At 64.8% G+C, this 22,848-nt stretch carries 24 protein-coding genes, 1 tRNA gene and 3 pseudogenes; 12 read left to right on the top strand and 16 right to left on the bottom strand.

The annotated features are described in order from the left end of the window. Window positions 1-3: 3 nt before the first annotated feature. Window positions 4-1,008, bottom strand: a complete 1,005-nt coding sequence (locus tag ABIB45_RS18380) for a hypothetical protein (protein WP_354217286.1) — start codon at window positions 1,006-1,008, stop codon at window positions 4-6. Window positions 1,009-1,164: 156 nt separating this feature from the next. On the opposite strand from ABIB45_RS18380, the gene ABIB45_RS18385 reads away from it, so the two are divergent. The 3 genes from ABIB45_RS18385 to ABIB45_RS18395 all read left to right on the top strand — a co-directional run bounded on the left by ABIB45_RS18385 (window position 1,165) and on the right by ABIB45_RS18395 (window position 3,635). Then, entirely contained in the window at window positions 1,165-1,710 is a 546-nt protein-coding gene (locus tag ABIB45_RS18385; RefSeq protein WP_354217287.1) for a peptidylprolyl isomerase, read from the top strand. Window positions 1,711-1,719: 9 nt separating this feature from the next. Next, a complete protein-coding gene (locus ABIB45_RS18390) occupies window positions 1,720-2,601 on the top strand; it encodes a rhomboid family intramembrane serine protease (RefSeq protein WP_354217288.1) in 882 nt (293 codons plus the stop codon). Between the two features lie 788 nt (window positions 2,602-3,389). Continuing rightward, entirely contained in the window at window positions 3,390-3,635 is a 246-nt protein-coding gene (locus ABIB45_RS18395; RefSeq protein ID WP_354217326.1) for a carboxymuconolactone decarboxylase family protein, read from the top strand. A 420-nt stretch (window positions 3,636-4,055) separates the two neighbouring features. Here ABIB45_RS18395 and ABIB45_RS18400 read toward each other — a convergent pair whose 3' ends face one another. Both ABIB45_RS18400 and ABIB45_RS18405 read right to left on the bottom strand, forming a co-directional pair. Then, entirely contained in the window at window positions 4,056-4,670 is a 615-nt protein-coding gene (locus ABIB45_RS18400; RefSeq protein ID WP_354217289.1) for a DNA-3-methyladenine glycosylase I, read from the bottom strand. A 19-nt stretch (window positions 4,671-4,689) separates the two neighbouring features. Further along, window positions 4,690-4,944: a cell division protein CrgA gene (locus ABIB45_RS18405; RefSeq protein WP_354217327.1), complete on the bottom strand. Its 255-nt coding sequence runs from the start codon at window positions 4,942-4,944 to the stop codon at window positions 4,690-4,692. Window positions 4,945-5,119: 175 nt separating this feature from the next. Between ABIB45_RS18405 and ABIB45_RS18410 the strand changes: the two genes are divergently transcribed. The 3 genes from ABIB45_RS18410 to ABIB45_RS18420 are packed head-to-tail and all read left to right on the top strand — an operon-like array spanning window position 5,120 to window position 6,740. Next, a complete protein-coding gene (locus tag ABIB45_RS18410) occupies window positions 5,120-5,929 on the top strand; it encodes a class E sortase (RefSeq protein WP_502909127.1) in 810 nt (269 codons plus the stop codon). Between the two features lie 2 nt (window positions 5,930-5,931). Next, window positions 5,932-6,102 carry a hypothetical protein gene (locus tag ABIB45_RS18415; RefSeq protein WP_354217290.1) on the top strand — a complete coding sequence of 57 codons (171 nt, stop codon included), beginning with the start codon at window positions 5,932-5,934 and terminating at the stop codon, window positions 6,100-6,102. Continuing rightward, window positions 6,099-6,740, top strand: a complete 642-nt coding sequence (locus ABIB45_RS18420) for an aminodeoxychorismate/anthranilate synthase component II (RefSeq protein WP_354217291.1) — start codon at window positions 6,099-6,101, stop codon at window positions 6,738-6,740. Before ABIB45_RS18415 ends, ABIB45_RS18420 begins: the two co-directional genes overlap by 4 nt. Before the next feature lie 100 nt (window positions 6,741-6,840). Here the strand turns inward: ABIB45_RS18420 and pknB are convergent, their stop codons facing one another. Genes pknB through ABIB45_RS18455 form a run of 7 tightly spaced genes read right to left on the bottom strand, consistent with a single transcriptional unit; the run spans window position 6,841 to window position 16,294 of the window. Then, complete coding sequence (gene pknB, locus ABIB45_RS18425) at window positions 6,841-8,805, bottom strand: Stk1 family PASTA domain-containing Ser/Thr kinase (RefSeq protein WP_354217292.1); 1,965 nt, start codon at window positions 8,803-8,805, stop codon at window positions 6,841-6,843. Between the two features lie 15 nt (window positions 8,806-8,820). Next, window positions 8,821-10,548: a protein kinase domain-containing protein gene (locus tag ABIB45_RS18430; protein WP_354217293.1), complete on the bottom strand. Its 1,728-nt coding sequence runs from the start codon at window positions 10,546-10,548 to the stop codon at window positions 8,821-8,823. Beyond that, window positions 10,545-12,002 (bottom strand): penicillin-binding transpeptidase domain-containing protein, encoded by a 1,458-nt coding sequence (locus ABIB45_RS18435; RefSeq protein ID WP_354217294.1) that lies wholly within the window; start codon window positions 12,000-12,002, stop codon window positions 10,545-10,547. The genes ABIB45_RS18430 and ABIB45_RS18435 overlap by 4 nt, the downstream gene beginning before the upstream one ends. After that, window positions 11,999-13,387: an FtsW/RodA/SpoVE family cell cycle protein gene (locus ABIB45_RS18440; protein ID WP_354217295.1), complete on the bottom strand. Its 1,389-nt coding sequence runs from the start codon at window positions 13,385-13,387 to the stop codon at window positions 11,999-12,001. The genes ABIB45_RS18435 and ABIB45_RS18440 overlap by 4 nt, the downstream gene beginning before the upstream one ends. After that, window positions 13,384-15,006: a PP2C family protein-serine/threonine phosphatase gene (locus tag ABIB45_RS18445; RefSeq protein WP_354217329.1), complete on the bottom strand. Its 1,623-nt coding sequence runs from the start codon at window positions 15,004-15,006 to the stop codon at window positions 13,384-13,386. Before ABIB45_RS18445 ends, ABIB45_RS18440 begins: the two co-directional genes overlap by 4 nt. Before the next feature lie 56 nt (window positions 15,007-15,062). After that, a complete protein-coding gene (locus tag ABIB45_RS18450) occupies window positions 15,063-15,545 on the bottom strand; it encodes an FHA domain-containing protein FhaB/FipA (protein ID WP_354217330.1) in 483 nt (160 codons plus the stop codon). Between the two features lie 5 nt (window positions 15,546-15,550). Continuing rightward, complete coding sequence (locus tag ABIB45_RS18455; protein ID WP_354217296.1) at window positions 15,551-16,294, bottom strand: FHA domain-containing protein; 744 nt, start codon at window positions 16,292-16,294, stop codon at window positions 15,551-15,553. Between the two features lie 331 nt (window positions 16,295-16,625). Between ABIB45_RS18455 and ABIB45_RS18460 the strand changes: the two genes are divergently transcribed. Further along, window positions 16,626-16,708: transfer RNA gene (locus tag ABIB45_RS18460), tRNA-Leu, on the top strand. Between the two features lie 184 nt (window positions 16,709-16,892). Here the strand turns inward: ABIB45_RS18460 and ABIB45_RS18465 are convergent. Next, window positions 16,893-17,214: pseudogene (locus ABIB45_RS18465) on the bottom strand (aldehyde dehydrogenase family protein); the annotation flags it as partial. 5 nt (window positions 17,215-17,219) lie between these two features. On the opposite strand from ABIB45_RS18465, the pseudogene ABIB45_RS18470 reads away from it, so the two are divergent. Both ABIB45_RS18470 and ABIB45_RS18475 read left to right on the top strand, forming a co-directional pair. After that, window positions 17,220-17,483: pseudogene (locus ABIB45_RS18470) on the top strand (universal stress protein); the annotation flags it as partial. A gap of 45 nt (window positions 17,484-17,528) precedes the next feature. Further along, on the top strand, window positions 17,529-18,011 hold the full coding sequence (locus ABIB45_RS18475) for a pyridoxamine 5'-phosphate oxidase family protein (protein ID WP_354217297.1): 483 nt from the start codon (window positions 17,529-17,531) through the stop codon (window positions 18,009-18,011). A gap of 56 nt (window positions 18,012-18,067) precedes the next feature. Here the strand turns inward: ABIB45_RS18475 and ABIB45_RS18480 are convergent. Both ABIB45_RS18480 and ABIB45_RS18485 read right to left on the bottom strand, forming a co-directional pair. Then, window positions 18,068-18,397 (bottom strand): annotated as a pseudogene (locus ABIB45_RS18480) (DUF6919 domain-containing protein); the annotation flags it as partial. Between the two features lie 69 nt (window positions 18,398-18,466). Continuing rightward, the gene (locus ABIB45_RS18485) at window positions 18,467-19,057 is read right to left on the bottom strand and encodes a hypothetical protein (RefSeq protein WP_354217298.1); all 591 of its coding nucleotides are present in this window, start codon (window positions 19,055-19,057) and stop codon (window positions 18,467-18,469) included. A gap of 158 nt (window positions 19,058-19,215) precedes the next feature. Here ABIB45_RS18485 and ABIB45_RS18490 point away from each other — a divergent pair, with 158 nt between their 5' ends. After that, window positions 19,216-19,596, top strand: coding sequence for a VOC family protein (locus ABIB45_RS18490; protein WP_354217299.1), 381 nt, complete (start codon window positions 19,216-19,218; stop codon window positions 19,594-19,596). A 36-nt stretch (window positions 19,597-19,632) separates the two neighbouring features. On the opposite strand, the gene ABIB45_RS18495 is transcribed toward ABIB45_RS18490, so the two are convergent. Continuing rightward, entirely contained in the window at window positions 19,633-20,037 is a 405-nt protein-coding gene (locus tag ABIB45_RS18495) for a DUF5997 family protein (protein ID WP_354217300.1), read from the bottom strand. Between ABIB45_RS18495 and ABIB45_RS18500 the strand changes: the two genes are divergently transcribed. Beyond that, window positions 20,036-20,839, top strand: coding sequence for a LysR family transcriptional regulator substrate-binding protein (locus ABIB45_RS18500; RefSeq protein WP_502914546.1), 804 nt, complete (start codon window positions 20,036-20,038; stop codon window positions 20,837-20,839). The genes ABIB45_RS18495 and ABIB45_RS18500 overlap by 2 nt on opposite strands. Window positions 20,840-20,899: 60 nt before the next feature. Here the strand turns inward: ABIB45_RS18500 and ABIB45_RS18505 are convergent, their stop codons facing one another. Further along, the gene (locus tag ABIB45_RS18505; protein ID WP_354217302.1) at window positions 20,900-21,235 is read right to left on the bottom strand and encodes a hypothetical protein; all 336 of its coding nucleotides are present in this window, start codon (window positions 21,233-21,235) and stop codon (window positions 20,900-20,902) included. A 215-nt stretch (window positions 21,236-21,450) separates the two neighbouring features. On the opposite strand from ABIB45_RS18505, the gene ABIB45_RS18510 reads away from it, so the two are divergent. After that, on the top strand, window positions 21,451-21,990 hold the full coding sequence (locus ABIB45_RS18510; RefSeq protein ID WP_354217303.1) for an HD domain-containing protein: 540 nt from the start codon (window positions 21,451-21,453) through the stop codon (window positions 21,988-21,990). Between the two features lie 107 nt (window positions 21,991-22,097). Here ABIB45_RS18510 and ABIB45_RS18515 read toward each other — a convergent pair whose 3' ends face one another. Beyond that, window positions 22,098-22,787 (bottom strand): GntR family transcriptional regulator, encoded by a 690-nt coding sequence (locus ABIB45_RS18515; RefSeq protein ID WP_354217304.1) that lies wholly within the window; start codon window positions 22,785-22,787, stop codon window positions 22,098-22,100. Window positions 22,788-22,848: the final 61 nt, after the last annotated feature.

The raw sequence follows: 22,848 nt of genomic DNA on the forward strand, positions 1-22,848 counted from the left end.
TGATCAGTTGGTGTTCTTGTCCGCGGAACCGTTCATGTTGGACGCGATGTTCTTCATGGCCGTTTTGGCGTCCGTGGAAGCCTTGGCCTCCGCGACCGCCGACTCGTCGGCCAGGTGCTTGGCCTTATCGGCAGCATCACCCGAGCTGCCCTTGGCATCCCCGGCAACGTCCTCTGCCTCGTCAGCAACAGCGTCTGCCTTGTCAGCAACAATGTCAGAGGCCGAGGCAGTGGCGGCTGCAGCCTTGCTGGCGGCGTCCTCTGCAGTGTCCTTGGCGTCGTTCACCGTCGTGGCAGGCACCGGAGCCGGAGTGGGCGTGACCGGAGACGGCGTCTTCCAGGGATCTTCCACGGGCTTGGACGCCTTCCAAGCGGCAACGCCTGCGGCCACAGCGGCCGCGATGATGCCGAACACCAGCCAGCCACGCTTCTTCGGTTTCTGGGGCTCCGCGATCTGGATGCCTACGGCCTTACCCGCTCCATGCGCGGCGGCCCGGAGCTGGGTGCCAGCCGACTGAGCCTGCTCCTGAAGGGAATGCACTACACCGGAATCGGTGAGCCGTTTGGCAACGGCGTCCACATGCGTGGGAGCACTTTCCAGCGTGCGGTGTACAGCCTCCGAGGCGTGGCCGATCTGGTCCGAGAGGCGCGGCAGGTACTCCACCACCACGCGGTCACGAGCGTTCATGATGACGGGGGTGGCCCTGTCCACGGCCTCATGCAGCCGCGGTGTGGTCACTTCAACGGCGTCGTGGATTTTCGGGGCAAGCTGCGCGAGGCCGTCCTGGATGCGAGGTGTCACTGTTGCGACGCCACCGGCCAGGTTGTGGGCTGCAGTCTTTAGCCCTTCCTGGATCCTGGGGGATGCCGTGTCCAGGCCGTGCTGCAGGCGGGGAACTGCCCAATCCACTGCTGCTTCCACGCGGGGGGATGCCCAGTCCTTTGCATACTCAACTGCGTTGTTGACTGACTGTTCAAGGTCACGGGCAATACGATCCGATTTCTTCACAACTACCTCCCGATTAATGTGACGGTTCTGGTGTTAGCCTACGTGGATTGACCTGCACCGGCTATTCTTCCAGCGGATTTACGGCTGATTTCACCCAGCGCGGAACTCCAGGTCCTTCCGCTTTCCGCGTTGACCCGCCGTGGAAGAATGGGCGGTATGACTGCCATCGCAACTGCAAAAGCAACCATCCACACCAGCCTCGGCGACATCGTCGTCAACCTCTTCGGCAACCACGCGCCCAAGACGGTCAAGAACTTCGTTGGCCTCGCCACCGGCGAGCAGGCCTGGACCCACCCCGAGACGGGCGAGGACAAAACGGGCACGCCGCTGTACGACGGCACCATCTTCCACCGCATCATCAAGGACTTCATGGTCCAGGCCGGCGATCCGCTGGGCCGCGGCGTGGGCGGACCGGGCTACAAGTTCGACGACGAGATCCACCCTGAGCTCAGCTTCAACGCCCCCTACAAGCTGGCCATGGCCAATGCCGGCATCCAGATGGGCAAGGGCACCAACGGATCACAGTTCTTCATCACCACCATTCCCACCGACTGGCTGCAGGGCAAGCACAGCATCTTCGGCGAGGTGGCCGACGACGAATCCAAGAAGGTCGTCGACGCCATCGAAGGCGTTCGTACCGGCATGGGCGACCGCCCGGTGGAGGATGTCACCATCAACAGCATCGACATCGAGCAGCTCTAACCCCATCGCATGAGCTACGGAATTCCGGCGGCTGAGCCGTCCGCGCAGGTTCCGGTGTGCCCAAGGCACCCGGACAGGCCCTCTTACGTGCGCTGCCAGCGCTGCGGGCGCCCTGCCTGCCCGGACTGCCAGCGGGCGGCCGCCGTCGGATTCCAGTGCGTTGATTGCGTCAACGAAATAAAACGGACGACGCCGGCCGTCAAGAGCGCCTACGGCGGCGCTGTGGCTACCGGCAAACCACTGGTGACGTTCGGCATCATTGGGGTTTGCGTGGTGCTGTATGTCCTGCAGTGGCTGGTTCCGAACGAGTGGATCTACCAGAACCTGGCGTTCGCCAACGTCTTTGCTGCGCCCGAATTCGGCCAGTTCGAACCCTGGCGCATGCTGACGGCCGCGTTCCTGCACTCCCAGGGGTTCATCCTCCACATTGTGCTGAACATGTACATGCTGTGGATTTTCGGACAGGCACTCGAACCGCTCATGGGACGGATCCGCTTCCTCGCCTTGTATCTGATCTCGGCATTCGGCGGTTCAGTCGGTTACCTGGCGCTCACTCCCGGCTACGAACCGGGCGTTCCCCTTACCGGTGTTGTGGGTGCCTCCGGTGCCATCTTCGGTCTCTTCGGGGCTATGCTCCTGGTGCAGCGGCACCGCGGCGGAGATACCCGCCAGCTGTGGATCCTGATCGCCATCAACGGCGTGATTGGTTTTGTGGTCCCCCAGATCGCTTGGCAGGCCCACCTCGGGGGCCTGATCGCCGGTGGCCTGTGCGCTGCCGTTATTGCCTACACGCCCCGCGGTCCGCGCCAGGGACTGATCCAGGCTGCCGGGCTCGCCGCCGTGTTGGTCCTCCTCGTTGCCGTGAGCTGGGTCAAGGTCACCTCAGGCTAGGTCACGCCAGGCTAGGTCCCCTCTGGGTAGACCGCCCACTCGTTAGCGTGCACTTGCTGCCGCGACCCTCCATACTTCAGACCCCGGCGTCCCCAGCGGACGCCGGGGTCTTTTGCGCTCTTGCGAGCTGCACTGCAAGCCGGGCCCATGACTGCTGCCTCGTCTCGCCATGCCGTGCCTGAGGCCCCTGGCCCTCCCGGCGCCTCGGCCCTCTGCGGAGCCTTGGCCACTATTGCAGTCAGCGGGTGAAGGACTCTTACGGTCCTCCCACTGGTATTGAGCTCCAGAGTTATACACAAGGGTTATCCACACTGTTGGTAACTTACACACGTGTAGTTCAGGTGCCGGTCAGGTCTCAACTCCCGGAAGCCAGCTATTTTCCAGGATTTTCCGCCTGTACTATCCACAAGTGTGGAAAACCTCTGGGGACGAGCCTGTGGTTATGTGGAGAAACCGGCCCGTTTCGGCTAGTCCTGTGGACAACTTGCCCATTTTTGGCTTCCCAGCCCGGTTATAAGCCATTTAACCGGCGGGTATCAACAGGGTTATTCACAATGTTAATAACTTACGGACTTGTAGTTAGGTGTCCTTTTCTCCCGCGTGGGGCCCATGAGGGCTTCCCTCCCGCCACCCTGTGGATTGTTGTCCACAGCTGTGGATAAGTTGTGGGTAGTCGATTGTTAGTAAGTGGAAAACTGTGGCTTGTTGCAAAATGCTTCCTGGCCCTCGACCCGCAAATGCCCCAGCAAGTGGGACCACCCTGAGCGCCACCACCGCAAACCCAGCACATCTACATGCGGAGCTCGCAGATCAACGGCTGCCCGTATTGCCTGGACCTGCACGTGAGGGACGCGGTGAAGGCCGGAGTGGCCCTGCAGCGGCTGGCTGTGCTGCCGGCCTGCGTGACACTGCGCTGTTCACGGAGAAGGAGTGGGCGGCACCGGCCTTGGCAGGGTCGATTACCGAATTCCCGTACCCGTGAGCATGAGGAAGCCACTGCGCGCGAACATCTCAGTGTTGAGGAGTTTCGATAATCAGCTGGGCTGGCGATCAACATCAACGCTTTCAACCACGTCTCCATCACCAGCCATCATCAGGTCCGGCAGGAGCGGTGAGCGAGAGCGTTAAGCCCGGCACTAGTAGGCGGGCAACACCAGTCCGGCAGAAGTAGCCCGGGGTGCTAAGCACGGCACCCCGAAGCCCCGGCAACAGTGGCCCGGGGGCGCTGAGTACGGGAGGCTTGGCTGTGTTTCCCCCGCGGGCCACGCGCGCGGAGAGTTAGGTTATCCACAGCTAATCCACACTGTTAATAACTGTGTGTTCGGTCATGGTGGCTTGTGTCCTGCACGTCAGGGCCTGCGCCCGGGCCCTACTGCCAGGCGTAAACAAAAGTTACGCACATTGTGGATAACTTTTCCAACAGCTGGGGAGAACCCGCTCCACGGCAGGGCTGGTCAGGCGGGCCAGACGCCCGAGGACCCGCGCCGGTGGCTCGCCAGCAAATGCGTGTCCACCATGCCGATGGCCTCCATCAGCGCATACATAGTGGTGGGGCCAACAAAGGAAAACCCGTGCTTACGCAATGCTTTGGACAGTGCTGCCGATTCGGGCGATTGACTGGGGATGTCTGCATGTGTGGCCGGCTGGGGCGTGGCGGCGGGCTGGAACTGCCAGACAAAATCAGCGAGGCCTCCGCACTCCCGGAGCGCGACGGTAGCGCGGGCGTTGGTGATGGTGGCGCGGATCTTGAGCCGGTTGCGGACAATGCCGGGATTCTGCAGGAGCCGCTCAACGTCCGCCTCGGTATATGCGGCAATGGTGTCCGGGTGGAAATTGTGGAAGGCGCTCCGGAAGGCCGGACGCTTGCGGAGGATGGTGGCCCACGACAGGCCGGCCTGAAATCCCTCCAGGCTGATGCGTTCGTACAGACCGTGCTCGTCCCGGACCGGGAGGCCCCACTCGGTGTCATAGTACTTACGCAGGAGAGCATCGACGGAAGCCCACGGCGGACGGGCAAGGCCGTCATCGCCAAGGATCGTGCCGTCCAGGCCTCCGGCCGCGGGGGTCATGCTGATACTGCAGCCAGCGCTATGAGCGCCAGCGCGTGGTCATGAGGAACCCGATAATGGCAATGCCGAAACCGGCCACAATGTTCCACGACCCCCAGGCCTGGACCGGGAAACGGCCTTCGCTGATGTAGAAGGTGATGATCCACAGGAGGCCGATGATCATCAGGCCGAACATCACGGGCTTAAACCAGATGGCGTTGGGTTTGTACGCCTGCGTCGCGGATGCGGGCTGCGCTGCGCTGGAAGTCTTCCGGCGTGGCTTTGACTCGGGCACGTGCTCTCCTTGGCGGACTGGAGCAAGCTCGGCGCCGCGGGCTTGATATCCTGCAAGAAGGAAGTTGCCAGCGGTCTGCGCGATCTTGGTCAAATCTGGATTCTTACTAGCAGCCAATTCTAGCCGCAGTTCGGGGTGCACTATGGCCCGGCGCGGCCACCCCGGAGGAGAACGCGTGGTAGTGCAGGAAAGGGCGAGGCGTGCCGCCAGGCCGCCCGCGCGTGTCCAGCCCTCCCGCGCCTCTATCCTGCGAGGAACGGTGCAGGTGTTCGGCGAACTGCTCATCACGGCCGGCATCATTCTCTTGTTGTTTGTGGGGTGGCAATTGTGGTGGACGAACGTGGAGTCGGACGCCAAGCAAAGCGCCGTGATCAAGGACTTCGCCCAGCAGCTCGGCAGTGCAGCACCGCCGGCGCCGTCCGGCACCGGCCTGGGAGCGTCGTCGGAGCCAGTGGATCACGGCACTCCTGCGGTCGCCACGGCACCTGGCCATGCCGGCACCATCGGCATCATGTACATCCCCCGGTTCGGCAACTACTACACCCGGCCCATCGTGCAAGGGACCAGCAGCGACGTCCTGGACACCCTGGGCCTGGGCCATTACGCCAACACAGCCATGCCGGGCGCCGTCGGGAACTTCGCGGTGGCCGGGCACCGGCAGACCCATGGCGCCGTCCTGGACAACATCCATACCCTTGTTCCGGGCGACAAGGTATATGTCCAGACGAAGGACGGCTACTACGTCTACGTCTTCCGTAACAACCAGATTGTGATGCCGTCCCGGACCGATGTCCTGGAACCGGTCCCCACCCGCCCCGGCGTCACTCCCACCGAAAGCTTCCTCACCATGACCAGTTGCAACCCGCGTTTCGGCTCCGAGGAGCGCATCATCGCCTACGCTGTGCTGGACAGCTGGCGCCCTGCATCGGCCGGGCCGCCGGCCGAGATCGCCGCCCAGGTTGCGGCAGCAGTAGGGGGAGGCTGAGTATGTACGGCTGGATTTTCCGCCACCTGCCGGGCCCCTTCTGGCTGCGGCTCCTCACGTCGCTGGCGCTCATCGCCGGTGCTCTGGTCCTGATGGTCCAGTTCCTCTTCCCCTGGATGTCCGGATTCACCGCATTCACCGACTCAACGATTGGTTCTGCAAGCCAGCCATGACCACAACCAAAATCCTCGTCGTCGATAACTACGACAGCTTTGTTTACACCCTGGTGGGCTACCTCCAGGAACTCGGCGCCGAAACAACGGTGGTGCGCAATGACGATGTGACTCTCGCGGAGGCCATCGAAATGGCTGAAACGCGCGATGGCGTCCTCGTCTCACCGGGCCCCGGCAACCCAGCCGAGGCAGGTGTGTGCATCGAGTTGATTAAATGGTGCGGCGGGAACAACAAACCGATGTTCGGCGTCTGCCTGGGCCACCAGGCACTGGCAGAAGCCTACGGTGGCACGGTCACCCACGCTCCTGAACTGATGCACGGCAAAACGTCCCTTGTGGAGCACAACGGCACCAGTGTGTTCGCCGGGCTCCCCTCCCCCGTGACGGCTACTCGGTACCACTCGCTGGCGGCCGTGCGGGACACCATTCCGGATGTCCTGGAGATCACCGCCGAAACGGCCTCCGGCGTAATCATGGGGCTTCAGCACAGGACGGCCCCGCTGTGCGGCGTGCAGTTCCACCCGGAGTCCGTCCTGACCGAAGGCGGCTACCAGATGCTGGGCAACTGGCTCGAATCGCTGGGCATGACCGGTGCGGCCGCCCGTGCGGCCACGCTGAGCCCGCTCATCCAGCACTGACTGGCCGGCTTTAAACCAGCGCGGGGTCACGTCGCGCCCATTTTCCCCTGCGGGATGGGCAGGAAGTGACCCCGCGTTGCTGTTGGCTGTGGGTGGAGGGTCAGTCCCTCCTGCTGGGTTTGTCGCTGGGTGTGGCGCTGGGTGTGGCGGTTGGTGTGGCTGTTGGCGAAGGCGGCGGCGCCGGCTCCTTGGCGACCACCACATTGACGGTCTTACCCTGGTCAACCGCTACGTTCACTGGCTCGCTCTGGTCCGTCACCCTACCGGCCTCCACCTGGGAGTTCTCCACTTCCTGGACGTTGGGCACCAGGCCCAGGTCCTTGAGCGCCGTTTCCGCCTCTGCGCGGGTGCGGCCACGCAACTCCGGCATGGCCACCTTGCCGGTGGAAACAACAATCTCCACTGTGCTGCCCGGAGCCACCATCTGGCCGGGTGCAGGGCTGGTGGTGATCACTCTGCCGCGGGGCACCGTCGCGCTGTTGGCCTCGGTGGTGGATTGTGCTCCGACCAGCCCCGTCTGCCGCAGAATGTCGCGGGCTGCGGCTTCGGTCTGGCCGGGAAGGTTCTCCGGGATCTTCAGGACGCTGGGACCTTCGGAGATATTCAAGATCACCGCGGCATTGGGACCCACCGCTGTTCCAGCCGCCGGATCTGTGTCAATTGCCGTCCCCTTGGGCACGGTCTTATGAGTGCTGCGTTTGATTTCCGGACGCAGGTTGGCGCCCCAGAGTTCCTGGAGTGCCGCAGACTCAGTCAGGGAGACCACTGCGGGCACCACCACCTTGGGAGGTGGCGGAGGCGGCTGGTTCATGAGCTGGAACAGCCACAGGCCCCCGCCGGCGAGCACCAGCAGGGTGAAGATCACCAGCGTGGCAATCCACGTACGACGGCGGGACTTCTGCCGTGCGGTCCGCTCCCGTTCCGGCGGGAGGCCCAGGGGCAAATCGTCCGTTTCCTGCGGTTCCATCGTTGCGGACGCCTGCACGGGAACTGTTGCCCCGTCGTCGTACGTTTCCGTGAGGTTATAGCGCCCGGTGGGGGCATCGCCCAGGAAACTGGCGCTGGTGACGGCAAAAGCCTCGGTTGCCGGCGTGGGTGCCGGCGTGGGGACGTGGTCGTTGGGGTCGGTGGGCGCCTCCGTGGACGGGAGCGCGGGAACAGGGACGCCCGCCCGGGCCGCGCGCAGGGCGCTACGGAAGGCCGCCGCATCCTGGAATCGATCGTCCCTGTTCTTCTGCAGGGCCTTCGCAAGGACACTGTCCAGCGCCGGCGAAACCTCAGGATTCAGGCTGCTGGCCGCTCCGGGGATTTCTCGGACGTGCTGGTACGCCACTGATACTGGGCTGTCGCCCACGAACGGCGGGCGTCCCGTGAGCATTTCGTACAGCAGGCAGGCCGCCGAGTAGAGGTCGCTGCGTGCATCCACGGTTTCGCCCCGGGCCTGTTCGGGCGACAGGTACTGGGCAGTTCCCACCACGGCCTGGGTCTGGGTCATGGTGGCCGAGGAATCCGCCATGGCCCGGGCGATCCCGAAGTCCATGACCTTCACGGAGTTGGATCCCTCGCAGTACATCACGTTTGCTGGCTTGATGTCCCGGTGGACAATGCCCGCCTTGTGGCTGTACTCGAGGGCCGAGAGGACACCGAGACAGAACTCAATGGCCTGGTCAATACTGACTTCCTTGGCCCGGATCAGATCGCGGAGCGTCTTACCCTCCACAAACTCCATCACGATGTAGGGCACCCGGACACTGTCCTCGGAGCCGTCCTGCACCAAGTGTTCGCCCGTGTCGTAGATGGCCACAATGGAAGAATGGTTCAGCGCCGCCACAGACTGCGCTTCCCGCTTGAAACGGGCCCGGAACTGGGGATCCCGGGCCATGTCCGGACGGAGCAGCTTCACGGCCACCGTACGGCCCAGCCGGGTGTCCAGTCCGCGGTGGACGTCTGCCATGCCCCCACGTCCGATCAGCCCGCCGAGTTCGTAGCGTTCACTCAGGACACGCTGATTAGTCACCGTGGGGGCGTCCTCACGGTGTAGCGGGGTGCGGGGGGAATCATTCACGTGCGGTCCTGGCGGCTACGGTGCGCAGGTGGGAGTCAGTCCCGGCGCCTGGCCCGGGTTGCAGTTGGGCAGGGTGGAGGCTGCTGCCGGCGTTGATGGGGCAGTTGTTGGGCGAGGTGCTGCACTGGTCTGCGTCGGTGTGGGCGCCGGGGGTGCAGGGGGTGCAGGGGGTGCCACAGCATAAGTGACAGTCACCAATGTTCCCTTGGGGACTGTCCCCGTGGGGTTGAGGTCGAGGACCTCGCCCGGCGTTTCAGTGCTCTGCTGTGGGAGGCCTGTCACGGATAACCCCAACGTTTCCAATGCCGACCGGACGGCCTGGTAGTCCTTACCAAGGTAGCCAGCGGCCACGATGTTCACCATTTCCGGCGTCGGAGTGGGCGTGGCACTTGGCTGGCTGGGAGTAGGGGTTGCCGACTGCGACGTCCTCGAGGGGCTGGCACTCGTGGGGGGAGCGCTGCTGGACACAGAGTTGGTGGTGGTGTTCTGGGCGGGGGAGAAAATCCCCTGCTGGGTCAGGAAGAACCCCACCAACGCGAACAGCACCAGCACGATCAGGGCGATCAGCGGCCACGTCCAGGGGCTCCGGCCGCGGCGGTCGGGTTCGTCGGCGGGTTCGTCGTCGTACGTATCTTCCTGGACCCAGCTGCGTTCGGCGGCAAGGGCGTCCGCGCGCGAGAGTGTGCTCCCCGCGCCGGACATGGCGGTGGTAGCCGGGCCGTCGGATGCATCCGGACTGGCTGCATCCGCGGCGCCACCCGCAGCCGCTGCGCCGAGCACCGGCAGGGCGGAAGTCGTCGCATTGCTGTCGTTCTGGCTGATGACGCCAGTGGGCGCCGTGGCAACGTCCACCGGTGCGGTGATGGGGCCAGTAGCGGCTTCGAACAAAAGCATGCCCGGAACGGCTGCATGCGCGGCGCTGATGTCGCCGTTGCGGATGGCCTCCGCGGCTTCGGACAGCTTAATCGCGTTGGCCGGCCGGTTCTTGGGATCCTTGGCTAGCATGGACATCAGGAGCGCCCGCACCGGTTTGGGCAGGGTGTCCGGCAGCGGCGGCGGGGCGTCGTTGACCTGGGCCAGGGCGATCGCGATCTGGGATTCGCCGGAGAACGGCCGGTGTCCCGTGAGGCACTCGTAGCCGATCACGCCCAGTGCGTAGATGTCTGAGGCGCCTGTGGCGGTCTGGCCCGTTGCCTGTTCCGGGGCGAGATACTGGGCGGTGCCCATGACCTGGCCGGTCTGCGTCAACGGCACCTGGTCAGCAAGGCGGGCGATGCCGAAGTCGGTGACCTTGACCCGGCCGTCCGGGGTGATCAGCAGGTTGCCCGGCTTGACGTCCCGGTGCACCAGGCCCTGCGAATGGGCCGCCGAAAGGGCACGCGCGGTCTGCGCGATCATGGACAGCGTTCGGTCCGGGGACAGCACCTGCTCGTGTTCGATGATGCTGCTCAGTGGCTGGCCCGGAACCAACTCCATGACCAGGTACGCCGAACCTTCTTCCTCGCCGTAGTCAAAGACATTGGCGATGCCCACGTGGTTCAGCAGGGCCGTGTGGCGTGCCTCGGCGCGGAACCGTTGGAGGAAGCCGGGATCGCCCGTGTACTCCTCTTTCAGTACCTTGATGGCGACGATGCGGCCCAGAACAAGGTCTTTGGCCCTCCAGACCTCGCCCATCCCGCCGATCGCGATCCGCGTGGTCAGCTGGAATCTGCCGCCGAGGGTGATCCCCGTTGTTGGCCTCACTTATTCAACACCGCCTCAAAAATCTTCTTCGCGTTCGGACTGGTTAGCTTTGCGCCGGTGTAGATGTCCACGCCCTCCATGACGATGGTGACACCCACCTGCGGGTTGTTCGCGGGGGCAAACCCGGTGAACCAGGAGTTGTTCAGGCCGTTGCCCAGTTCTGCGGTCCCGGTCTTACCGGCAACCTGGACGCCGGGGACACCCGCGGCGCCGGCTATGCCCTGGCTCACGGCACTGGTCATCCATTCCGTGATCTGCTTGGCAATTTCCGGCGTGGTGGACGTCCGGAGCACTTCTGGCTTGGGCTCGTCAATCACGCGCAGGTCCGGGGACCGCACCGTCTTGACCAGGCTGGGGCTCATCTGGACGCCGTTGTTAGCGATCGCGGCAGTCATCAGGGCTATCTGCAGGGGTGTGGCCCTGACATCCTTCTGGCCGATCACTGACTGGGCCAGGCCCGGCTGGTCCAGTTCGTCCGGGAAGCCGTTGGCCTTGGCGTACGCGAGTTTGAGCTGGCCGCCCATGTCCTCGCCGAAACCGAACTTTGCCGCCTGTGCTGCGATGGCATCCCGGCCGAGGTCGAGGGCGATGCTGGCGAAGGGCGTATTGCAGGATTGCTGCAGGGCAAAGGCGAAGCTGGCGGTGTCACGGGTGTAGCAGGTGCCGCCGGCGTAGTTGGGCAGCGTATAAGCGATTCCCGGGAACGGCATCTGCGCAGGATTGGGCAGGTCGCTGTCCTTGTTGTATTTTCCGGAGTTCAGGGCGGCCGCCGTGGTCACCAGCTTGAATACGGAACCCGGGGCAAGCATCTCTCCGGTGGGTCCGCTGACGTTCGGGTACAGGTTGATCCCCGGAACTTTGAGAAGCTCTTTGATGCTGGCGGTTTCCGCCGTGGGGTTCTGGATGGCGATGAGATTGGGGTCGTAGGACGGCTTGGAGGCCATGGCGAGGATGGCGCCGGTCTTGGGATTGGTGACCACAATGGATCCCCGCTGGCCATCCGGGATCAGGTCGTACGCCAACTTCTGGAGGGTGGGATCCACTGTGAGTTCCACCGACGCCCCCTTAGGCTGGCTGCCCAGAAAGAGCTGGCCGATCCGGTCCAGGAACTGCTGATCCGAGCTGCCCGCGAGCTGCTCACGCATGGCCTGCTCCAGGCCCGTGGCACCGTGGTTCTGCGAGAAAAAGCCGGTCAGGCCGGCATAGAGCTCGGGCTGCGGATAGGTCCGCTGGAACCCGCACTGCTCCGAACCCGCGACGGATTCGGCCACGGGGTCCCCGCCCACAATGATGGCGCCGCGGTCGTTGCAGTAATTCTGCAGGATGGCGCGCCGGTTCAACGGGTTGGCCTTGAGGTCATCGGCGCCCACTACCTGGACGAAGCTGATCGCGCCGAAGATCAGGGCAAACAGGGCGATGGCTGCTACCCAGGAGTTGCGGATTGCCTGATTCATGCCTGCTTCACTGCCTTGGTGGGAATGTCAATGCCGGAGGATTCGGCAGCGCCGCCGGGAGGCAGCGGAGTGGTGTCCACCGGGCCCCGTGCGGTGTGTGAGATCAGCAGGAGAAGGCCCACGATGATCCAGTTGGCCAGCAGCGATGAACCGCCAGCCGCCAGGAACGGGGTGGTCAGGCCCGTGAGAGGAATCAGCCTGGTTACGCCGCCGATCACCACGAAGCACTGCAGGGCGATGGCGAACGACAGGCCACACGCCAGAAGTTTGCCGAAAGCGTCCCGGGTGCCCAGCGCGGCGCGGAATCCGCGGGTGAAGAGCAGCACGTACATCAGCACCACTGCGAAGAGTCCGATCAGGCCAAGCTCTTCGCCAATGGAGGCGATGATCATGTCACTGTTGGCGAACGGAACCAGGTCCGGCCTGCCCTGGCCGAGTCCTGTACCCACCAGTCCGCCGTTGGCCATGCCGAAGAGGCCCTCGATGACTTGCCGGCTGCCGTTCTCGTAAACATCCGGGCTGAATGCGTTCAGCCAGCCGTAGATTCGCACTTCCACGTGGGAGAAGACCTGCGCGGCGATGATGCCGCCACCCAGGAGCAGCACCAGGCCGATGACTACCCAGCTGATGCGGCTGGTTGCCACATAAATCATGACGATGAACAGCCCGAAGAAGAGCACGGACGATCCGAGGTCCCGCTGGAAGACGAGCACGCCGATGCTTACCAGCCAGGCGGTGATCATGGGGCCCATGTCCTTGAACCGGGGGAACTGCAGTGGGCCCACTTTACGGCCGGCCAGCAGGATGAGGTCGCGGTTGGAGGAAAGATACCCGGCGAAGAATATGGCCAGCGTAATCTTGGCCACCTCGCCGGGCTGGAAGGTCATGGGGCCGATCTGGATCCATACCCGGGCCCCCAGGATTTCGCCGGCGCTGATGCCCGGGAGCAGGGGCAGGATCAGCAAGAGCGCACTAACGGCCAACGAGATGTATGTGAAGCGGCGGAGGATCCTGTGGTCCTTGAGGAACCAGATGACCGAAATGGCCACAGCCATGGCGATGAGGGTCCACCGCAGCTGGTTGTTGCCCGTGTCCTGCCCAGGTGCGTCAAGTCGGTGGATCACGGCCAGTCCGAGGCCGTTCAGGGTCACCACAATAGGAAGTATTACCGGATCGGCATACTTTGCGCGGAACCGGAGCACCACGTGGAAGACCAGGGCTGCCACGGCCAGGAGGCTGGATTGGAACCAGAAATCTGAGTCGAACGCCTTCTTCTGGTCCACGCCCACCAGCATGTTGGCGCCGATACCAACGGCCAGTGCGAGGAGAAGCAGCAGCAGCTCAACGTTACGTCGCGGCTTGGGGACCGTGCTCAGCTGGCTCATTTGCCCCCCTCGCAAGTAACGGTGGGGCTGGGTGAGGCGGTGGCGGCCGGCGCCGCTGCCGGGTTGGCAGCGTCCGGGGACGGAGCGGGCGCCGTCGGCGTGGCGGTTGCCGGTGAGGAAGGTACCGGCGCGATGGGCGAGGCCGGGAGACATTCGTCAGCGGGGGCAATGGTGCCGGTGCCTTCGAGATTCTTAACGATCCGCTGTGCATCGTAAAGGTCTCGCGCAGGGACCGTCTGGCGAACACGCTGTTGGGAGAACTGGGGCAAGGAATCCATCCGGATCTCTGTCACCGTTTCCAGGGTCGAAAGCTGGAGGGGGCCGAGCCGCTGTGAGACGCCATTGTAGATGGCAACACGCGAATCGAACTCCCCGATGTAGTACCTGGTCTGGGTCCATGCGTAGCCAAGCCAGAGGCCGACGGTCAGGACCAGCAGCACGGACGCGGCGATGGACCAGGTCACCCAGCGGCGGGGCTTGGGCCGTTCCTGGGTCTCGTCCGGTTCTGGCGCGGGGGTCTCGGCCTTGTGTGTGAGCACAGTTGCAGCGCGCCGGGCAACAGTTCGCCCGGCAAGGGTGGGAATGGAGCCGGTTTCCGCCGCAGTGGCCGCAGCTCCGACCAGTTCGTGGGGACGCGACGCCAGTTCCTGCCGCAGGACTTGGGCTGAAAGGTGCTCGCCCAGGTGCGGGTCCGTGGACGTGGAAGGTTCTGTGGCGGGCGACGGTTCCGTGGAGGCAGACTGTTCTGCGGTCGCGGCCGGTTCGGCGGCCGCCGTTTTGGGGGTGTCTTCTTTCGGCGCCGGCGCCGACTCATCACGGACGCCGGCGTCAGCGGTATCCGCTTCAACGGCTTCGGTGACCACTGTGGAAGGGATGATGTCGACGGCGGCGGTACTGACGTCGTCGGACGTTTCCTCCACGATTTCCATCATGATCACGGTGACGTTGTCCGGTGCGCCGGCCTCAAGGGTCAGGTCAACCAGGGTTTCCGCGCACTCGCGCAGGTCTTTAGTTTCACGGACGGTGCGTTCCACCACGTGACCGGCCACGTAGTTCAGTCCGTCCGAGCAGAGCAGCCAGCGTTCCCCGGGTTTGACGTCCAACGTGTCCAGGTCCAGCTCGGGGCTGGCATCCACGTCGCCGAGGACGCGCATCAGGACGTTCTTGTGGGGGTGGGTCTCGGCTTCCTCGGGGCGCAGCCGGCCCTCGTCGATGAGCCGCTGGACGAACGTGTGGTCCACGCTGACCTGTTCGAACTCACCGTCCCGCAGACGGTAAGCCCGGGAATCGCCAATGTGCGCGAAGTGGAGCTTGCCCTCGGCAAGCAGCAGGGATGTGACAGTGGTGCCCATGCCGGCAAGTTTGGGGTTGACGTGCACCAGCTCGGACAGCAGCGAGTTGGCGGTCTGGATTTCGTCGGCCAGGACGGTGATGGCATCCCCGTTGTAGTCCCCGTGGTCCAGGTGCAGCATGTCCAGAACCGTTGCGGCCGAGGCGACATCGCCGCCAGCGTGGCCGCCCATACCGTCCGCCACGACTGCCAGGTGAAGGCCCACATAGGCGGAATCGTCGTTCTTGGCGCGAATACGGCCCACATCCGAGCGCGCTGCATAACGCATGATCAGGGGCCGCTGCACGGGCTGGGTCTCGTCTGCGGGGGTTTCGGCCGCCACGGCTATGGCCTCAATTCGATGACCGTCTTGCCGATTCTCACGGGTACGCCAAGTTCAACGGGCAGGGCCCGGGTTAGTTGCTGGTCGGCCAGATAGGTGCCGTTCGTGGAACCCAGGTCCTCGATGAACCAGCGGCTCCCTTGCGGGAACAGCCGGGCGTGACGGCCCGAAGCGTAGTCGTCCTCGAGCACCAGGGTTGCTTCCTGCGCGCGGCCCAGCAGGATGGGGCTGGCGGCAAGCGGGACCGTGGTGCCCTTGAGCGGGCCTTCGGTGACCACAAGCTGGTGGGCATGCTGTTTGAGCGGCTGCGGCGGAGCTTCGGCCAGATCAGGGTTTTTGCGGACCTGCCGCGCTGTTGGAGTCCCCGCGGCTGCTTTCCGGCCAACCATGAGGTCACGGCGCATGGCCGAGACAATGCTGAAGACGAGGACCCAGAGCAGGATCAGGAAGCCAAACCGCAAGGCGGTAATGGTCAGTTCGCTCATGTCGCTCACGGGCGGCCACCAGGGCTGGCGCGAAGCAGGCGGAAGATGATCTTTGTCCGTCCCATCGTGATGGTGGAGCCGTCGGTCAGTTCGGTGCTGCCTGCCACTTTGTGGCCGTTGACGTAGCTGCCGTTGGTGGAGCCCAGATCCACGGCGCTGGTCACCCCGCTGGCGGTGCGGATCTCCAGGTGGCGCCGCGAAACCCCGGTGTCGTCAACCAGGATGTCGGCCTCTGAGGAGCGGCCGAGGACGATGGACGGCGCGTTGAGGGAGTACCGCTGGCCGTCAATGTCCAGGACGGGCTGCAGTCGGACGGGCTGGCGGGTGGGCGCCGAAGGCAGGTTCGGGCGGGGGGGCGGTGCAGCCGGCGCGCCGGTGGACTTCTCGGTGGATGATTCAATTTCGAAATCGCCGGCACGCAGTTTTTCGGCGCGGCGGAACGAGATCCGGACCGGGCCCTGCAGGGTGTAGCCCTGGCTGCGGACGTGGTTGATGACGACGTCGCACAGTTCCTCAGCCAGCGGGGTGCCCCATTCCTGCGCCCTGGTGAAGTCGTCCCCACTGAGTTGGACGTCGAACACGTTGGGGGCCAAAGTTCGGCCGGCCGAAACTGTGAGGGACTTGTGGTCCAGTTCGCGGCGGAGGCGGCTGGCGATTTCCACCGGTTCCACCTGGGCCCGGGAGCCGGTGGAGAAGACACCGCGGACGGCCTTTTCGATGCGGCGCTCGACCTTGTCCAGCAATCCCATGGCCTGTCTCCTTTCCCCCCGGCTGCGGGGCAGTTATCGTTCGGGAACTCAACCAGCAACGCAGTTAAGTACGCAGTGTTCCGCCATGCAGGGGCAGGCACTACTACATCAGATACTACTGGGCAGGCCCGTGAATGACCTTAATCCCCAACGGCCGGGCGCCCGGAAAAGTCGGGTTTCCCGGGTCTGCCGGGCGTTTCCCTGGAGGGTTTTGGCGGCCCTCCGGAGCTCAATTGGTGTTTTGGCGCTGGTGTCCGTTATGCTAGATCTCGCTGCTTTTACAAGGTTGCGGATCCGGGAAACCGGCCGTGATTCGAGGAAAAGAAGTTGCGCGCGAGTGGCGGAACGGCAGACGCGCTGGCTTCAGGTGCCAGTGTCCGAAAGGGCGTGGGGGTTCAAATCCCCCCTCGCGCACGCAGTCAAATACAAAGAGCCCCGGTCTTCGGACCGGGGCTCTTTCGCGTCTAGGCTAACTTGGGCCCGGTTGGGGGCGGCTGCTTCTGGCCATGGGACGGCTTTTCCCCGCCTAGTGGTCGTATCCCCGGGTAACGCCGCGGGGAAAAGACCATCAGACGGGGAAATCTCGCTGGGGCCGGTTGGCGATGCCGGCGGACTGAGAGCCGGTGAAGCCCACGGCCTTGATGGCGGGATCGGCCACGAGGGCCTGGCCCGATACTGGCGCCGTGGCCGTAAATCAGGGAAAAGACGCCAGGGAGCAGGCCAGCGGGAAAGTTGCTGGCACCGAAGACGGCCACGGGGCCGAGCGGGATCTGGCGCTGGCGGATGTCGGCGCGCGGAAGGGGCGTGCGCGCCGGCAGGGCGGGGTCGATCCGGACGCCGCGGAAGTCGCCCTGGCGGACAACGTCCGCGAAGAGCACCCGCAGCTGGTTGGTGGTGCGGCCACGTTCACCCTGGCAACGCCGAGGCAACCGTGATGCAGCCGCCTTAAATGAATGATCTGGCCGACGAGTTCCTGGACGTGGCACGCCAGGTGGACGCGTCCCTGATTGTCATCGGGCTGCGCCACCGTTCGCAGGTGGGCAAGTACATCCTCGGCAGCCACGCCCAAAGGATCCTGACGCAGGCCGACCGGCCCGTGCTCGCCGTCAAGGCCGGCAACTCCCCCTTCTGCGGGGCGCTTCACTTATTTTGCTGCTGCCGGGTAGATATGAAGCATGCTTACCAATAGGCTGGCCGGGGGAACTTCCCCATTGGAGCAAAACGAGGTGAGAGCATGACGGACACTGAGAACATCAGCAAAGTTACGGACATCATCAACGATTCCCACATCGGGATGTTCACCACCATCAACGAAGAAGGCGCCCTGGTCAGCCGCCCCCTCGCCGTCCAGGACGTGGAGGAGGACGGTGATCTGTGGTTCTTCACGGGCCGCGGCACCTCGCAGGTGGCTCACGTCCAGGCCGATCCGCGGGTGAATGTCTCCTTCGGCAAGCGCACCGAGTGGGTGTCAGTGGCCGGTACTGCCGAGGTGGTTACCGACCGCGCCAAGATCCACGAAATGTGGAACCAGACCGTTGAAGCCTGGTATCCGGACGGACCGGACACTCCTGAAGTATGCCTGCTTCGGGTTGACTCGGACTCCGCCGAATACTGGACCAGCCCCGGCGGGACCGCGGCCACGGTCCTGCAGTGGGTGAAGTCCAAGGTGACCCACAGCCGCATGCGTGTCGGCGACAGCGGCACGGTAGAGCTGTAGGGCTTCGAGTTACAGGGGTCGTGCCGGCCGCGCAAGCGCTCGGCCCGCCCGTGTATCTAGGCCCGGGCGGTCAATGCTGCGTAGACGGCCATCAGCAGCACGTCATTCCGGCCCCAGACCGGGTCCACGATTTCCACGTACCAGGAATCCGCAAGCAGCAACGCCAGCGACTCGTTGGTTTCGTCCGCCCAGTCCTGGATCTGTTCCTCGTCCACCGGGTTCTCGCTGGAGCCGAGGACGGTGACTACTTCGCCGCCGTCGGGCGTTACCGGGATGGCGGCGCTGCTGGACTCGCCGGGGGCGTGCGCAACGGTCACCAGCTCGGTGCGGGTGGAGAGTTTCAGCAGCCCAGCGGCCACCTCGGCGCTGCCGGTCACGGATGTCCGCTTCTGTGGGTTCCATCCTCGGATGCTGCGGCTTCCCGCCGCCGAACTCCGGCCACGGCTACACAGCGGTTAACCTCGGGCGGGGACGCCCGCAGCCAGCTCAGCCGCGCTCAAGGCAAGGCCCAAGCGTACGACGGCGGGAGCGTAGCCCTGGTGCCGCGCAGACCGCAGCCGCTCGGCCTCCCGCATGGCTTTGATCAGGGCCGATGTCTCGGGAAACCGGACATCCGTCATGGCCGGATAGTCGATGCAGCAGGCAGGATCCAGCTCGTAGCGGCCCCACCGGGCCAGCAGCGTGTCATGCTCGGCCTCCGCTGCGCAGTGAACAGGCCGGTCTTGCCGCCGCTGGCGGCGACGCGATTGCCAGGCCAGGATCCGCGGGCTTTCCCGGTAGGCAGCCACCCCCGCACCAACGCCCAGGACGGTGATGGCCGCACTGGCCCACGGCGACGCCAGGGCGGGAATCAGAATGGCCGGAAGCGCCACGACGGAGCCCATAAAAACGTCCCAGAACACCGGGTCCGGGGCCCTGATGCCAGGGTCCTGCGTCGAATGGTGGCGGACGGCCAGGACGGTGACAACCACCGCGCACACCAGCACCGCAGCCCAGAAGAGCAGCTGCAACGCTCCCACCGGGACAGATTCTGCAAATGCCGGCACCGCGGCACCTCCCCGCATCAGGCCCGGCCCAGAATTCCGGACTGCTCCTTCTATTGCATCCCCTGCGGCCGCCGGGGTCAATGGCGCAGGCGGGCTCCATGGTGGCGATTCGGCGCCGGAGGTTCTCAGGCCTGCGACAGGCCGGGTAGCTTGGGACTATGAGACTGAAAATGTGCAGCCTTCACGTCCAGGATCCGGCTGCGGCCCACACGTTCTACACCGAGACCCTCGGGTTTGAGACGCTGATGGCGATGCCCGAACACAACCTGTTCATCATCAAGGATCCGGGCGCCGATGCGGGTTCGGTGGGGCTGATGCTGCAGCCCAGTGACAACCCGATCGGCGCGGGCTACATGAACGCGGTGCACGACGCCGGGATGCCGGCCATCGTTTTCGGCGTTCCGGATGTTCAGGCCGAGTATGAGCGGCTGGTGGCTGCCGGAGTGAAGTTCAAGGGCGAACCGTCTGAGGATCCGTCCGGGATCAGCGCCGTGTTCGAGGATGGCTGCGGCAACTTCGTGCAGCTGCACCAGGACTGAACTGGCTCCACGCCGGAACGAACGGGCCCGAGCCTGCTACTCAGCCTTGGCGCGCGCCTGCTTGGCGTCTTTCTTCGCAGCGTCGTCCTTGACGCGCTGGGCTTCTGCGCGGACGGCGGCGTGGGTGGAGCGTTCGGTGACCAGCCAGGCCGGGGGAGCCTGCAGCAGCGCGGTGATTTCCGCCGTCGTCAGCGCTTCCTCAACGCCGCCACGGGCGAGGCCGCTGATGGAAACGTTAAGCTTCTGGGCAACTACCGGGCGGGGGTGCGGCCCGTTGCGGCGGAGCTCCGCGAGCCACTCCGGCGGGTTGGCCTGGAGTTCGGCGAAATCGGCGCGCGAGATGGTTGAATCCTGGAACTCCTGCGGTGTTGCCGGCAGGTAGATGCCGAGTTTCTTGGCAACGGTGGCCGGCTTCAGGGACTGGGAGTTTGCAGAGGTCATGCTTCAAGGGTATCCGGGCTGGCGGTACTGTGAAGACGTGCCCGCTGACAATGATTCCCCCCAGAACGCCGTGCCCTCCAACGACAGCCTCGCTGAATCGGCGGAGCAGGAGGCGCCGCGCGTGCTGCGCTTCGCCTATGTGGCAGGCGTGACGCCGGGGAAGTGGGCCCGCCGCTGGGAAGAGCGGGTGCTGGATATCCCGCTGCAGTCGTTTATGTCCGACGACGGCGCCCAACTGGATGTGCTGCGGAACGGTTCGGCGGACCTCAGCTTCGTCCGGCTTCCGGTGGAGCGCGAAGGCCTCAACGTGATTCCGCTGTATGAAGAGCAGCCCGTGGTGGTGGCGCCCAAGGGGCACGAGATTTCCGTGTTCGAGGAAGTGGCCCTGGCCGACCTGGGCGAGGAGACGTTCCTGGACGTCGCGGAACTGGGCGGACCGGAGATGGCCATGCAGGTGGTTGCTTCCGGCGCAGGCCTGGTGATCCTGCCAATGTCGGTGGCCCGGCACTTCAACGTCAAGGACACTGTGGCGCGGCGGCTCACGGGGGCTCCCGTCACGGAGATTGCGCTGGCCTGGCCGAGCGATTCCACGGACGAGATCATCGAGGAGTTCATCGGGATCGTCCGCGGCCGCACGGCACAGAGCTCGCGGCAGCCCTCCGCGCAGCAGGAGAAACCCAAAAAGGAACCGAAGCCTGACCGGCGCGGACCGGCCGTCAAGAAGCCCAAGGTGGCGCAGCGCTACGCGCCCAACCCGGACAAAGGCCGCGGCAAGGGCTCACGCAAAAAGGGCAAGCGCTAGGTCTCCGGCCACTGGCGGTCAGCCGCCAGCTCCCCGCACCTACGCGTAGTTCTCCGGAACCTAGGCCGTGCAGGCATCCTTGAGCGCCGTGACCGAGCCAGCCGGCACCTGGTCGCCGGCTTCGGCGATCTGCCCCAGCGGCGTCGTGATTTCAGCAGGAACACCCGCGGCGTCAGCCGCGGATACCAGTCCGCCCAGCAGTGCCTTGTCCTGGACGCTGACCAGCCCGTCCTCCACCATGGTGCAGACCTGGTTCCGCACCTCGTCGGCGGCTGCAGTGGCCACTTTCGAGGCGGCGTCGTTCGCAGCGTTTTCGGCGACTTCCTGAACTTGGCCGCAGCCCGTCAGGACGATCATGAGGGCGGCAGCGAACAGGGCGGCAAGGCGGACTTTCATGCAGCCACCCTAACAAGCGCGGCTGAACGGCAGCAGTCAGCGGGCTGCCCCACGGCACCTTCCGCGTCTTTCGAAAGCCCGCCACATCGGTAAGGAGACGAACCCCACGAGCCGGCTTCCGCTGGACAGAAGGAGGCTGTTGCCAGCGGACCTGGCTGGGGTGACGCTGGGTGATGACAAAAATACAGTCGGCAGCGAATCACTCGGGTCTCGATGTGGCGACAGTTGCCGCTGCGATCGAAGCGGAGCCGGACGGTGTTATTGCCCTGGACCCCGGTATGGCCGCGATCTGGGAGCTTGCAGCGTCGCTGTTGAAGGTCAGGGATAACGACGCCCATACGCTCTACGCTTTCGGTATTGCCGTCGCTTTGCTGGACACGCACCCGGAAGCGGACGCCGCCGTCGTGCTTCCGGCCATCATGCTCCACGACATCGGCTGGTCCCAAGTGCGGGCGTCGGAAGTCCTGCAGGCGATCGCACCCGGCGGTGGCCGGCCGGACCTGGTGCTGCTGCATGAGAAGGAAGGGCCCCGTCTTGCCGCCGGAATCCTGGCGGAGGCCGGCTACGACCCCACGAAGGTCCCGGCGAGTCTGGACATCATTGACGGTCACGACTCCCGCAGGGAAGCGCTCTCCCTCGAAGATGCAATTGTGAAAGATGCTGACAAAACGTGGCGGCTCAGCCCGCATGGCATCGACACCGTCATGGACTGGTTTGGGTTGGACCGGGAACAGGCGCTGCGGCTGTGCAGGTAGCGCGTCCACGGCCACTTGTTTACCGCCGAGGCAAGGTCTATGGCAAGGGCGCTGTCTGCCCACCCGGGCACCTCGAGTTCGTCCGCACCCATGCCTGCCGGCCCGCCCTACTCTTCGTGGACTTCCGTCTGCTTTTCCTCAGAGCGGTCCAGGTAGGCCAGCAGCAGTTCGGCGGCCCGGTCCAGCTCGTTGGCCTCCAAGGCAACACAGATCTCCTCGTTGTCCTCGAGGTACCGGCTGTAGAAGTGCCCGTCCAGGGTGGCCTTGTGGAAGAACAGCCGCATCTCGGCCAGCACCTGGGACATGATGGTGTTCAGCCGGCGGCTCCCCGCCAGGGCCACGATGGCGCCGTGAAAGTGCTGGTTTGCAGTACCCAGCCCCTCGTCGTCATTCGCCGCGGCCGCCCGCTTCCCTTCCTCCACCGCCGCCCGGACGGCGGCTACAGCCTCGGGGCTGCCCCCGCCGCGGATGGCGCTGACCTCCACCGACCGCCGGACCGTGTAGACGTCGTGGACATCGCCCGGTTCCAGGCTGGCCACAAAGACGCCGCGGTTGGGATGCCGGACCACCAGCCGTTCACTGGCGAGCTCGGCAAAGGCCTCACGCACCGTGTTGCGGGAGACGCCCAAATCCTCGGCGAGCGTTGACTCGGTCAGCCGCGCGCCGGGGAGCAGGATGCCTTCTGCCAGCTGTAGACGGAGCTCGTCAGCCACCCGGTCGGCCACCGATGGCATGGCGACGCGGAGCCTCGCTGCTGCGCGGGACGTCTCTTTCCGTGGTGCTTCAGAAGTGGCCATACTCCAGAATTTACACGATCGTCACATCGCCGAATCGAAGGATTGTTGAACAATTGTTACA

The organism is Arthrobacter sp. UYCo732, from assembly GCF_040547265.1.
GTDB lineage: Bacteria > Actinomycetota > Actinomycetes > Actinomycetales > Micrococcaceae > Arthrobacter.

What these genes read in the sequence shown, in the direction of transcription:
- ABIB45_RS18385 (WP_354217287.1), top strand. Translation starts at nt 1,165, where the DNA reads ATGACTGCCATCGCAACTGCAAAAGCAACCATCCACACCAGCCTCGGC.
- ABIB45_RS18390 (WP_354217288.1), top strand. Translation starts at nt 1,720, where the DNA reads ATGAGCTACGGAATTCCGGCGGCTGAGCCGTCCGCGCAGGTTCCGGTG.
- ABIB45_RS18400 (WP_354217289.1), bottom strand. Translation starts at nt 4,670, where the DNA reads ATGACCCCCGCGGCCGGAGGCCTGGACGGCACGATCCTTGGCGATGAC.
- ABIB45_RS18415 (WP_354217290.1), top strand. Translation starts at nt 5,932, where the DNA reads ATGTACGGCTGGATTTTCCGCCACCTGCCGGGCCCCTTCTGGCTGCGG.
- ABIB45_RS18420 (WP_354217291.1), top strand. Translation starts at nt 6,099, where the DNA reads ATGACCACAACCAAAATCCTCGTCGTCGATAACTACGACAGCTTTGTT.
- ABIB45_RS18435 (WP_354217294.1), bottom strand. Translation starts at nt 12,002, where the DNA reads ATGAATCAGGCAATCCGCAACTCCTGGGTAGCAGCCATCGCCCTGTTT.
- ABIB45_RS18440 (WP_354217295.1), bottom strand. Translation starts at nt 13,387, where the DNA reads ATGAGCCAGCTGAGCACGGTCCCCAAGCCGCGACGTAACGTTGAGCTG.
- ABIB45_RS18445 (WP_354217329.1), bottom strand. Translation starts at nt 15,006, where the DNA reads ATGCGTTATGCAGCGCGCTCGGATGTGGGCCGTATTCGCGCCAAGAAC.
- ABIB45_RS18450 (WP_354217330.1), bottom strand. Translation starts at nt 15,545, where the DNA reads ATGAGCGAACTGACCATTACCGCCTTGCGGTTTGGCTTCCTGATCCTG.
- ABIB45_RS18455 (WP_354217296.1), bottom strand. Translation starts at nt 16,294, where the DNA reads ATGGGATTGCTGGACAAGGTCGAGCGCCGCATCGAAAAGGCCGTCCGC.
- ABIB45_RS18475 (WP_354217297.1), top strand. Translation starts at nt 17,529, where the DNA reads ATGACGGACACTGAGAACATCAGCAAAGTTACGGACATCATCAACGAT.
- ABIB45_RS18490 (WP_354217299.1), top strand. Translation starts at nt 19,216, where the DNA reads ATGAGACTGAAAATGTGCAGCCTTCACGTCCAGGATCCGGCTGCGGCC.
- ABIB45_RS18500 (WP_502914546.1), top strand. Translation starts at nt 20,036, where the DNA reads ATGCTTCAAGGGTATCCGGGCTGGCGGTACTGTGAAGACGTGCCCGCT.
- ABIB45_RS18495 (WP_354217300.1), bottom strand. Translation starts at nt 20,037, where the DNA reads ATGACCTCTGCAAACTCCCAGTCCCTGAAGCCGGCCACCGTTGCCAAG.
- ABIB45_RS18505 (WP_354217302.1), bottom strand. Translation starts at nt 21,235, where the DNA reads ATGAAAGTCCGCCTTGCCGCCCTGTTCGCTGCCGCCCTCATGATCGTC.
- ABIB45_RS18515 (WP_354217304.1), bottom strand. Translation starts at nt 22,787, where the DNA reads ATGGCCACTTCTGAAGCACCACGGAAAGAGACGTCCCGCGCAGCAGCG.